This is a genomic window from Flavobacterium oreochromis (assembly GCF_019565455.1).
Lineage (GTDB): Bacteria > Bacteroidota > Bacteroidia > Flavobacteriales > Flavobacteriaceae > Flavobacterium > Flavobacterium oreochromis.
On record NZ_CP067377.1, the window covers coordinates 2,799,320 to 2,811,413 of the forward strand.

The following is a 12,094-nucleotide window of genomic DNA, read 5'->3' on the forward strand; positions in this document are numbered from 1 at the left end:
CTCTATGTTGTTAATTATATTTCAAAATATATTTTTTTATATTTATATTTAAATAATGTGTTAATAATGTTTTAAAAAATAATTTTTGTGAATAAATGTCAGGTAATAGTGTCAGTTTTAATAATTGTCAGTTTTAATAATTGTCAGTTGTCATGTTTTGGTTTTATTAAGTAGTATTAATAATAATAATAATAGGTATTATAGACCTTAGAAATAGAATTAAATAATTATTTATTACAGATTAAATTTTATCAAAATAATAAAATGCTCCAGAATTATATATCATAAAAATGATTAGGACGGAAGATTCTGTATGAAATTAAACTCAAGAACTTTATATAAAAGCTATTGTTAAGTATTTAAAACCAAGTGTTTTTATTTTTAAAAAAGATTTTTTAAGTGAGTTTTTATTGTAAGTATATATAAATCAATCTAATGTATAGGTTTTTGATAAGGTTGATAAGTTTTGATTATAAGGAATAAGACTTAAATATTTTTATATAAACTAATTTAGGTTATAAACAAGGATTTAAAAAGACTAAATTATTTAATATAAGCTTAAGACTATATAAAATTTATCTTCAAACTCCTAAGTAATTTTTTATCTTTGCGAAGCTTTAAAAATTTGATAAATATTCAAAATGAAAATTTCATACAACTGGTTAAAACAATTTATTAAAACAGATTGGAGTTCGGAAAAGACAGCTGAATTATTGACTGATTTAGGTCTTGAAGTAGAAGGAGTTGAAAAATTTTTTTCAATCAAGGGAGGATTAGAAGGTTTAGTAGTAGGTCATGTATTGACTTGTGAAAAGCACCCAAATGCAGATAAACTTAAAATTACTACGGTAGATTTAGGAAATGGAGAACCAGTTCAAATAGTTTGTGGAGCTAGTAATGTTGCAGCAGGGCAAAAAGTAATAGTAGCTACTATAGGTACTCAATTATATGATAAAGAAGGCAATTCTTTTGAAATTAAAAAGGGTAAAATTAGAGGAGAAGAAAGTCATGGAATGATCTGTGCTGAAGATGAGATTGGAGTAGGAGATAGTCATGAAGGAATTATAGTGCTAGATGAAAATATACAGGCAGGAACATTAGCTTCAACGGTTTTTAATGTAGAAATAGATGAAGTGTTTGAAATAGGTCTTACTCCTAATCGTGCGGATGCTATGAGCCATTGGGGAGTAGCTAGAGATCTACGTGCAGGAATGCTTCAAAAAGATATAAGTACTGAACTAATTACTCCATCTGTAAGTTCCTACAAAGTTGAAAAAGAACTTTGAAAATAGATGTAAATGTTGAAAATACAACATTAGTACCTAGGTATTGTGGTGTTACAATTTCAGATGTTAAAGTAGGTCCTTCGCCTGCATGGTTACAACATAGATTAAAAGCAATAGGACTTACCCCTAAAAATAATATCGTAGATATAACTAATTATGTTTTACATGAATTAGGGCAACCTTTACATGCTTTTGATGCTTCTAAAATACACGGAAAAGTAATCGTGAAGAATGCTACAGAAGGAGATACGTTTATTACACTAGATGATGTTGAAAGAACTTTGCATAAAGAGGATATCATGATTTGTGATGAAAAAGGGCCTTTATGTATTGCTGGAGTAATGGGAGGTAAAAATTCAAGCGTATCAGAAAGAACTACTACAGTGTTTTTAGAAAGTGCTTATTTTAATCCTGTTTCTATTCGTAAAACAGCTAAACGACATGGAATCAATTCAGATGCTTCTTTTCGTTTTGAAAGAGGAATTGATCCAACTATTACAGAATACGCTTTAAAACGTGCTGCAATTCTTATATGTCAAATAGCAGGTGGAGAAATGACTTCAGACATTATGGAAGTTTATCCTAAAAAAACCGAAGATTTTCCTGTTTTGCTAAATTTAGAAAAAGTTAAGAAAATTATTGGGCAAGAAATTCCTGATGAAGAAATTAAAAATATTTTAGTTTCATTAGATATAAAAGTAAATAGCATATCTAAGGTAGGATTAGGATTAACAGTTCCTGCTTATCGTGTAGATGTAACTCGTGAAATAGATGTAATTGAAGAAATTTTAAGAGTGTATGGTTATAATAATATAGAATTTTCTCAAAAATTAAATGCTACAACTGCACACTCATCTAAAACTGAAGATTATAAAGTACAAAATATTATTGCTAATTTATTAGTAGGAAATGGTTTTAATGAAATGATGGCCAATTCATTAACGACTCCAAATTATGTGAGTTTAACTGATAGTTTGCATGAAAAAAATAATGTTTTGATGCTTAATCCTTTAAGTAATGATTTATCAGCTATGCGTCAATCAATGTTGTTCTCAGCATTGGAAGCCGTATCTTTTAATATAAATCGTAAAAATGCAGATTTACGTTTATTTGAATTCGGTAAGACCTATCATAAACAATTAGCAGGACATGAAGAGAAGATGCACTTAACCCTAACAATGAGTGGAAATCGTTCAAAAGAATCTTGGACAAATGTTCAAAAACCAAGTGATTTCTTTTTATTTAAAGGTTATATTTTAAATATCTTTGAAAGATTAGGTATAAAAAATGTTGTTACAATGCCAATCAAAAGTGATGTTTTAAGCGAAGGAATGGTATATGAATTAGGAACATCCTGTTTAGTAGAATTTGGTACAGTAAAAAAATCAATACTAAAACATTTTGATATTAAACAAGAGGTCTTTTTTGCTGATTTCAACTGGAATGCTATATTAAAACATTTATCAACGAATGTAAAATTTGTTGAAATTTCAAAATATCCAGAAGTAAGAAGAGATCTTGCCTTGTTAGTAGATGAGAATGTTGAATTTGCAAAAATTCTTGACTTAGCAAAGAAAACAGAAAAAAACTTATTAAAAGCAGTGGATTTATTTGATGTTTATCAAGGTAAAAATTTACCAGAAGGGAAAAAATCATATGCAATAAGTTTCTTATTACAAGATAGTGGAAAAACCCTTACTGACTCACAAATAGATAAAGTAATGAGTAAACTAACTCAAAATTTTGAGAATGAATTAGGAGCTACTCTAAGATAAATTCAATTATAATAGATAAATAAAAGGCTCGGATTTTTAAAAATCCGAGCCTTTTATTTATCATCAAAGGTTGTTGAAAGTATTTAATTTTATTTGGCACAAAACAATTATTTTAACAACCTAAAAAATTTATTTTCTAAACCTATTGTTCGTAATAATTTGCTTTAACTTGTTTTTTAAATCTTCTCCTGAATTATAAATCATTTGTTCATTACTAGGGAAACTAACTGCTCTACGATTAAAATAAGAAGTATAATTATTATCGCAGGCTCTTGGGTCACCATTATAATGGGCATAGATATTTTCAAATACAAAATTACTTGTAAGAGGAAATGTATTTATTAACTGATTAGTATTTAGATTTAAATAATCAATTTTAGCCATAATACTACATGATTTATTTTGTCTAAACTCATAAATAGTACTTCTAACAGTAATCATATTATCTACCATAATATAATTTCCTTTTTCATCTTTTATTGGTTGACCATTTGAGTTTAATTGTGGTTTTTTTGTGCCATCTGTAATTAATTTCTCTTTTGAAAAAACTTTTTCATAAACATTTTCAGGAGTAATATTAATAGACCTAAAGCTAACAAGCATTGCAAAATCATAATTAATTTCCTTTTGTTTGTTGTTATGAAAAACAGTCCATTTATTATTTAGTCCGAAAGTACTAAAATCTAATAGATCATTTTGTAAACGATAAGGAATTACCATATTAGTTTCGTTCTTAGTATATACATGTACATAATCAGTTCCTTTAGAATGACATTCTTCCATTAATTTTATACAATCTTTAAATTCAGGATTTATACTGTTTAAATATTCTAAATCATCAAAAGCACGACGAAAACTCATTTTATCTTTTGTTTTCATTAGTTTTAGTGCATTTTCATATAAGAAATTAGAAAGTTTACTTTTAGTGGTAATTAATGCGTTTGAATAGTCGTCAAAAGGAAATTGCGCATTTCTTCCTTCTCTTATAAAAGTTAAAGGTAATAGAGGTTGAATTTTTTGTTGACGATTTTGTAACTGAATGTAAGTGTTGTATATTTTCTCTAAATTATTAGGATTGCTTTCTTTTTCCCAAGTAGAAATAGACTCTAAATCTCTTTGTTTAGCTTTGGCAAAAGCTTCTTCTAGTAAATAAATATAATTTTGTTTTCCTTTTGAGTTTTTATTGGTTTTTAAATTTTCAACTGCTTTACCAATTGCTCCATCATAATTGCCATCACTCAACATAGATTGTGTTTGCTTAATATCACTACAGCTAAACAAAAATCCGATAAGTACTATTAGGGATGTAATTTTTTTCATACAATTTCATTTTAAAATTTAGATTAAGCAAAATTCAGACCAAAAAATACTCCGAGTTTCTCGGAGTATTAAAAAAAATTATTTAGTAGGATTAGGAGGTAATAATTTACTAGAAACTTCTCCAAAACCAATTCTTATTTTATCATTTTGACAATAGCCTCTCATGATTACAGTATCACCATCATTAATAAATTTTCTTTCTGAGCCATCTTTAAGAGTAATAGGATTTTTTCCTCCCCATGTTAATTCTAACATAGAACCAAGAGAATCTTCTGTAGGTCCTGATATAGTACCAGATCCCATCATGTCTCCAGAATTTATACGACAGCCATTAATAGTATGGTGTGCTAATTGTTGACTCATAGTCCAATACATATACTTAAAATTAGTATTGCTAATGATTGTTTCTTCAGCGTTTTCAGGAGTAATTCCTACTTGTAAGTTTATATCAAAAGCATTATCTCCTGATTGTTGTAAGTATGGTAGAGGAGTTGGTTCTTGAATAGGAGATGCGCAACGGAATGGTTCTAACGCATCTAGGGTAACAATCCAAGGAGAAATGGAGCTAGCAAAATTTTTAGCTAAGAAAGGACCTAATGGAACATATTCCCATTTTTGTATGTCACGAGCACTCCAATCATTTAATAATACCATTCCGAAGATATAGTCTTCAGCTTCTGCTACAGGGATGTTTTCTCCCATCAAATTAGCATCTGTAGTAATAAAAGCTGTTTCTAATTCAAAATCTACTAAACGTGACGGTCCAAACACAGGAGTTGTTGCTTCAGCAGGCATTGTTTGTCCCATAGGTCTATGAACAGGAATTCCAGAAGGAACAATAGTAGAACTTCTTCCGTGGTATCCTACAGGGATATGCAACCAGTTTGGTAATAAAGCATTAGCAGGGTCACGGAACATTTTGCCCGTGTTTGTTGCATGTTCTTTACTTGAAAAAAGTCAGTATAATCGCCTACAAATACGGGAAGTTGCATTTCTACGTCTTCAATATTAAAAATGACTACTTCACGATGTTTTGTGTTATCTCTTAAATCAGCATTTTCGGAATCAAAAATATCAGCAATACGATTGCGAACTAATCGCCATGTTTTTTTCCACAAGAAATAAATTCATTTAAAGCATCTTGAAGAAAAACATCGTCTGTTAAATCAATTCCTTCAAAATAACCTAATTGATGTAATGCACCTAAATCGATGGCATAGTCTCCAATACGAGTACCAACTGTTACTATGTCGTCTTTTGTTAAAAAAACACCAAATGGAATATTTTGGATAGGAAAATCACTAGTAGATGATACATCTAGCCATGATTTCCTTTCAGGATTGTTAGCTGTAATAGGCATATTATATTTTTTTGTGATTATAATTAATTTTTACACTTCAAATATAGTTTCTATTGGGATTATACCAAACACTTTTTGTATTTTTGACAACCATTTATAAAAAAAGATTCAAAAATGTTACGCGACGAACAAATATTCGATTTAATTCTTGATGAACAAGACAGACAAATTCACGGTATTGAATTAATTGCTTCTGAGAATTTTGTAAGCGACCAAGTAATGGAAGCAGCAGGTTCTTGTTTAACTAATAAATATGCAGAAGGTTACCCAGGTAAAAGGTATTATGGAGGTTGTGAAGTAGTAGATGTGGTAGAACAAATTGCTATTGATAGAGCAAAAGCTTTGTTTGGAGCAGCGTATGTAAATGTACAACCTCATTCAGGATCCCAAGCTAATACTGCTGTTTTTGCAGCTTGTTTACAACCAGGTGATAAAATCTTAGGTTTTGATTTATCACACGGTGGACATTTAACGCATGGGTCTCCTGTGAATTTTTCAGGAAAATTGTACAATCCTGTTTTTTATGGTGTAGATCAAGAAACAGGAATGCTAGATTATGATAAAATTCAAGAAGTAGCAACTAAAGAACAACCTAAACTAATTATTGCGGGAGCTTCAGCTTATTCTCGTGATATGGATTTCAAACGTTTTCGTGAAATTGCAGATTCAGTAGGTGCTATTTTAATGGCAGACATTTCTCATCCTGCTGGTTTAATAGCAAAAGGGTTAATGAATGACCCAATTCCTCATTGTCATATTGTAACAACCACTACTCATAAAACATTACGTGGTCCTCGTGGTGGAATGATTATGATGGGACAGGATTTTCCAAATCCTTGGGGGTACACAACACCTAAAGGAGAAGTAAAAATGATGTCTAATTTATTAGATATGGCTGTTTTTCCTGGAAATCAAGGAGGTCCTCTAATGCACATTATCGCTGCTAAAGCAGTTGCTTTTGGAGAATGTTTATCAGATGAATTCTTTACTTATGCAATGCAAGTTCAAAAGAATGCGAAAGCAATGGCAGAAGCATTTGTAAAAAGAGGCTATAACATTATATCAGGTGGAACTGATAATCACATGATGTTAATAGATTTACGTAATAAAGGGATTACAGGTAAAGAAGCTGAAAATGTATTAGTAAAAGCTGAAATCACCGTAAATAAAAATATGGTTCCTTTTGACGATAAATCACCTTTTATAACTTCAGGTATTCGAGTTGGTACACCAGCCATTACTACTCGTGGTCTAGTAGAAACAGATATGGATAAAATCGTAGATTTTATAGATCGAGTATTAATGAATCATACAAATGAAGAAGTTGTTGAGCAAGTAGCTAATGAAGTAAATGAAATGATGAGCGAACGCGCTATGTTTGTCTTTTAATTTACAATACAAATATTTATTAAGGCTGTTTTACATAGACAGCCTTAATTTTTTGAATGTTTTTTAAAAAAATAAATAAACATCTTTAAAAACTATTCTTTTAATATTTGTTAATACTAATGATCTAATGGCAGGAAATTCTTTTGGAAATATATTTAAAATAACCACTTTTGGAGAATCGCATGGCATGGCTTTAGGAGGAATAATTGATGGATGCCCATCAGGTATCGAATTAAATATGTCTCTTATTCATCAAGAAATGCAAAGACGAAAACCAGGCCAATCTTCTATTGTTACACAACGTAAAGAAGAAGATGAAGTTCAATTTTTGTCAGGAATTTTTGAAGGGAAAACTACAGGAACCTCTATAGGTTTTATAATTCCTAATACAAATCAAAAATCAGATGATTATAGTCACATAAAAGACACTTACAGACCTAGTCATGCTGATTATGTATATGATCAAAAATATGGGTTTCGTGATTATAGAGGAGGAGGACGTAGTTCTGCAAGAGAAACTGCCTCTAGAGTACTAGCAGGAGCTGTAGCAAAACAAGTTATTCCTCAAATAAAAATTAATGCTTTCGTATCTTCTGTAGGAGAAATTTTTGTAAATAAACCATACCAAGAGTTAGATTTTTCTAAAATAGAATCAAATCCAGTTAGATGCCCTGATCCTGAAATAGCTGCACTAATGGAAACTCATATTAAAGAAATTAAAAAACAAGGTGATACAATAGGAGGTACAATAACTTGTGTTATTCAAAATGTACCAATTGGTTTAGGAGAACCTGTTTTTGATAAGTTACATGCAGAATTAGGTAAGGCCATGTTATCTATAAATGCAGTTCATGGTTTTGAATACGGAAGTGGTTTTTGTGGTGCTAAAATGAAAGGAAGTGAACATAATGATCATTTTAATCCAGATGGAACCACCCAGACTAATTTATCAGGAGGAATACAGGGAGGAATTAGTAATGGAATGGATATCTATTTTAGAGTTGCTTTTAAGCCTGTAGCTACTTTAATTCAAAAACAAGAAGTTTTAACAGTAAATGGAGAGCTTATAGAACAACAAGGAAAAGGCAGACATGATCCTTGTGTTGTTCCTAGAGCAGTACCCATTGTTGAAGCTATGGCTGCTTTAGTAATGGCAGATTATTATTTATTAAATAAAATTTATCAATTTAAATAATGGAAATAACTAAAAATGAGGTTTCTAAGAAATCTACTTTTTCAAATCTGACTGTGCAAATCCTATTAGCAATGATTTTAGGAGCTGCATTAGGAATCTTTATACATAATAATTGTGATGATACTACTGCTAGAGATTTTAGTGGATATATAAAGATGTTAGCAACCGTTTTTATTCGTTTAGTTCAGATGATTATTTCTCCTTTAGTTTTTACCACTTTAGTCGTAGGTATTGCTAAATTAGGTGATATAAAAGCAGTTGGACGAATAGGAGGAAAGGCTTTAGGATGGTTCTTTACAGCTTCCTTTATATCCTTGTTAATAGGAATGTTTTGGGTAAATATCTTAAAACCAGGAGCAGGACTAAACCTAAGCGGGGTAGATGTAACTACAGCAGCTGAGGTAACAGAAAAAACGCAAAACTTTTCTGCTCAAAACTTTGTTGAACACATAATACCTAAAAGTGTTGTAGAAGCAATGGCAGCAAATGAAATTTTACAAATTGTAATTTTTTCAATCTTCTTTGGTTTAGCAGCCGCGTCTTTAGGAAATCATACAAAGTCTGTTATAAACGCATTAGATAAAACATCTCATATTATCTTAAAAATGGTGAATTACGTGATGAAATTTGCTCCTCTAGGTGTTTTTGGAGCAATAGCAGGAGTATTTGCTATTCGTGATTTAGGAGAGTTGTTATTAACATATGCTAAATATTTTGGTTCCTTTATAGTAGGAATTACTTCTTTATGGATTGTATTACTAATTATAGGTTATTTATTTTTAAGAAGTAGATTAAGAATACTTTTAAATCATATCATTTCTCCTTTAGTAATTGCTTTTGGTACTACTAGTAGCGAGGCTGTCTTTCCTAAATTAACGGAAGAATTAGAAAAATTTGGAATTAAAGATAAAATAGTATCATTTATGCTTCCTTTAGGTTATTCCTTTAATCTAGATGGTAGTATGATGTATATGACTTTTGCTAGTATTTTTATTGCACAAGCTTACGGGGTGTCATTAGATTTAGGAACTCAATTAACTATGTTGTTAGTTTTGATGCTTACTAGTAAAGGTATAGCAGGTGTTCCAAGAGCAAGTTTAGTAGTTGTTGCAGCTACTTGTGGAATGTTTGATATTCCAGTTGAAGGCATCGCTTTGATATTACCAATAGATCACTTCTGCGATATGTTTAGAAGTGCAACTAATGTTTTAGGAAATGCTTTAGCTACTTCTGTTGTTGGGAATTGGGAAAAAGAATAAAATAAAACAATATAAAATTTATAAATAGCTTGAGATATTCTGTATCTCAAGCTATTTATATTTAAATTCTGATTTTAGAATAGAATAAATTACTGAATCCCAAAATTTACCTTCAAAATACTCATTTTCTCGTAAATGCCCTTCTTTTGAGAATCCTAATTTTTCTAAGACCCGCGCAGAAGCTCCATTTTTAGGATCTATAACAGCCTCTACAGAATGTAACCCCATTTGATTAAAACCATATTCTAATACTAATTTACTAGCTTCAGTAATAATTCCTCTACCAGCATATTCTGGTAATATCATATAACCTATTTCTGAACGATAATTTTCTTTTTGTATGCGGTAATATCCTAAGAATCCAATTAATTTATCATTTGGTTTTTCTGTAATTGCCCAATTAATTCCTTCGTTTTGGTCAATTTTAGTATTTATAGTATCAATAAGTCGTATGGCATCCTCCTTATCTTTTAATAATGGACGGGGTATATACTCCATATTTTTAGGGTTACTGCGTAATGCAAATACCTCTTCTACATCATTATGGTTCATTTTTCTGAGTATTAATCGCTCAGATTCTAAATTTTGAAACGGTATAAATGTAAATGAATTCATAAAAAAAGTAATTTGTTATAAAAAATGATTAAATTTATAATATCTCTGATTCAGAAAAATAAGTGTAAATATATGGAAACAAAATTTGAATTAATCGAAAAAGAATTGATAGAAAGCCTACATTTTCCAAATCAACAAGTACTTGAAGAAGTTAAAGATAGAGAACAACTTAAAGTAGAGTTAGAAAGAGCTCAGGTACTGGGGAATTTAGAGCACTCTAAAATTAAAATTTATTTTGAAGATGCTATCTCAAAAAAGTAGTAGACACGACAGTTTGGGGAGTGACAGACCAAGAAATAATATTAAAAAAAGGAGTTACTATTCCAATACATCGTATTTATAGAATTGTATGACATAATAATAAATGATGTTTGTAACTTCTGTTAACTTTTTGATTAACAGAAGTTTTTTTTGAAATGTCTATTGAAAATAATATAAAAAGATTGGTTTCATTTTGATAGCTTATTTATTGAATTCAATTAGAAGAATGACCCAATAAGTTGTTTTATAAAATCTAGTTCTGTAACATTTTCAATTTTAATAACACAACTACATGATATAATAATTTACTTTATTGCTTAATATACGATATACCGTTTAAAAAAAAGTTATAATAAAAGTAATGCTATTGCTATTTTTATGGTAAGATGTATTCATTGTTGAGATCCATTTAATCTTTTTCCTGAAGCATGCTCAAATCCTGAATTTAACTTTTTGGGTACAATTTATGGATCTTTTTTTCATCCTTACGTTCCTTTATTCGTCATGATTAGAGGTTTACGACTATTACCTATAAAAATATCAATTAGTGATTTTTATAAAAAGGACTTTTTAGGATTACCCTCAACGATCATTTCAGATGTATTTACTTATGGCTTTCTTAATGCCTCACAGATATTTCATGATGCAATTAAAAATATAATACTTATTCCTTTTAAATTTAATGCTTATACCGTGCCAATGTGGTATCTCTATATGCTTTTTTTTCAGCATCGGGTGAAAAAGCAAATCAAAATCAGAAGATAATATTTTTAATTATATGCAGCATTATATTCTTTTTACCATATGCTTATACTTTTTCTCATGAGTTATTTGTAATATCTACTTGCAATAGCTTTGGAACATTTTATTATTTTGCTGGATCTAATGACTATTTTTTATTAGGGAATTTTTTTAGCAAAAGATTTTAAAAAATACAATTGCACTAAGACCTTAATTATTGCTATTCCTTTATTTTTTATTGGATATAGAATCACCTATATTGGATTTAAAATGATAAATAGCTAATTCAAACTGTACAGAGGATCAAGTTAAATTATTCTTTTTATACTCTTTGTATTGTTCATCTGATGTATTAATGATCATTGCAGTTTTTCTAGTAGTATTAATACTCCTTCCTTATAAAACTATTTAAAAATATAACAAAATGCGGATTAAGGATTTATTTTATACACTATTTTATTGTTGGATTTGGTTATTGGTTAGCAGATTTATTACAAATTCCAGTATCATTAAAAATTCCTGTAACGGCAATTATAGTATTTACCATTTGTTCGATATGAGTTAATGTTTTTATAAAATAATTCCTAAAGTTTCGACATGGATATTTGGGTAATTAAAGGCTATTTTTAGCCTGTGTGATAGATAGAAAATAAACTTGAAAAACAATAAATTTAGTAGTAAAATATATTTTTAAATACAAATTAAGCGTTAGAAAATTATTACCAATAAAACAATGAGTTTGAATCTAAGAAGTACCTATTTTTTTGTTTCCAATATAGTAAAACTACATTTTCGGATAAAAAATCTGTGTATTTTTATCTTTTTTGCTCTTTTCATCTTCATTATAAAGTATAACACCTAATTTGGTTTAAAAAAACTCTATATCTTGATTA

At 29.4% G+C, this 12,094-nt stretch carries 7 protein-coding genes and 2 pseudogenes; 6 read left to right on the forward strand and 3 right to left on the reverse strand.

Annotated features, from left to right (window positions below; all coding sequences use genetic code 11):
- Positions 1-641 precede the first annotated feature (641 nt).
- A pseudogene (pheT, locus tag JJC03_RS13400) lies at positions 642-3,061 on the forward strand (phenylalanine--tRNA ligase subunit beta).
- 129 nt (positions 3,062-3,190) lie between these two features.
- Here the strand turns inward: pheT and JJC03_RS13405 are convergent.
- Both JJC03_RS13405 and fahA read right to left on the reverse strand, forming a co-directional pair.
- Positions 3,191-4,381, reverse strand: a complete 1,191-nt coding sequence (locus JJC03_RS13405; RefSeq protein ID WP_088445348.1) for a hypothetical protein — start codon at positions 4,379-4,381, stop codon at positions 3,191-3,193.
- 78 nt (positions 4,382-4,459) lie between these two features.
- Positions 4,460-5,741, reverse strand: a pseudogene (gene fahA, locus JJC03_RS13410) (fumarylacetoacetase).
- 114 nt (positions 5,742-5,855) lie between these two features.
- Here fahA and glyA point away from each other — a divergent pair.
- The 3 genes from glyA (at position 5,856) to JJC03_RS13425 (ending at position 9,584) form a co-directional block, all read left to right on the forward strand.
- Entirely contained in the window at positions 5,856-7,130 is a 1,275-nt protein-coding gene (gene glyA / locus JJC03_RS13415) for a serine hydroxymethyltransferase (protein ID WP_088400096.1), read from the forward strand.
- Between the two features lie 127 nt (positions 7,131-7,257).
- Entirely contained in the window at positions 7,258-8,325 is a 1,068-nt protein-coding gene (gene aroC, locus JJC03_RS13420) for a chorismate synthase (RefSeq protein ID WP_088400098.1), read from the forward strand.
- The gene (locus JJC03_RS13425) at positions 8,325-9,584 is read left to right on the forward strand and encodes a dicarboxylate/amino acid:cation symporter (RefSeq protein ID WP_088400100.1); all 1,260 of its coding nucleotides are present in this window, start codon (positions 8,325-8,327) and stop codon (positions 9,582-9,584) included. Before aroC ends, JJC03_RS13425 begins: the two co-directional genes overlap by 1 nt.
- 51 nt (positions 9,585-9,635) lie before the next feature.
- Here JJC03_RS13425 and JJC03_RS13430 read toward each other — a convergent pair whose 3' ends face one another.
- A complete protein-coding gene (locus tag JJC03_RS13430) occupies positions 9,636-10,199 on the reverse strand; it encodes a GNAT family N-acetyltransferase (protein ID WP_088400102.1) in 564 nt (187 codons plus the stop codon).
- A gap of 72 nt (positions 10,200-10,271) precedes the next feature.
- Between JJC03_RS13430 and JJC03_RS13435 the strand changes: the two genes are divergently transcribed.
- Together JJC03_RS13435 and JJC03_RS13440 are read left to right on the forward strand one after the other, a co-directional pair.
- Complete coding sequence (locus JJC03_RS13435; protein WP_258931903.1) at positions 10,272-10,460, forward strand: hypothetical protein; 189 nt, start codon at positions 10,272-10,274, stop codon at positions 10,458-10,460.
- 453 nt (positions 10,461-10,913) lie between these two features.
- Positions 10,914-11,225, forward strand: coding sequence for an acyltransferase family protein (locus JJC03_RS13440; protein WP_235873473.1), 312 nt, complete (start codon positions 10,914-10,916; stop codon positions 11,223-11,225).
- Positions 11,226-12,094 lie beyond the last annotated feature (869 nt).

Bases quoted from the DNA above. Each gene is read 5' to 3' on its own strand.
- JJC03_RS13405 (WP_088445348.1), bottom strand. From the start codon at position 4,381: ATGAAAAAAATTACATCCCTAATAGTACTTATCGGATTTTTGTTTAGC.
- glyA (WP_088400096.1), top strand. From the start codon at position 5,856: ATGTTACGCGACGAACAAATATTCGATTTAATTCTTGATGAACAAGAC.
- aroC (WP_088400098.1), top strand. From the start codon at position 7,258: ATGGCAGGAAATTCTTTTGGAAATATATTTAAAATAACCACTTTTGGA.
- JJC03_RS13425 (WP_088400100.1), top strand. From the start codon at position 8,325: ATGGAAATAACTAAAAATGAGGTTTCTAAGAAATCTACTTTTTCAAAT.
- JJC03_RS13430 (WP_088400102.1), bottom strand. From the start codon at position 10,199: ATGAATTCATTTACATTTATACCGTTTCAAAATTTAGAATCTGAGCGA.
- JJC03_RS13435 (WP_258931903.1), top strand. From the start codon at position 10,272: ATGGAAACAAAATTTGAATTAATCGAAAAAGAATTGATAGAAAGCCTA.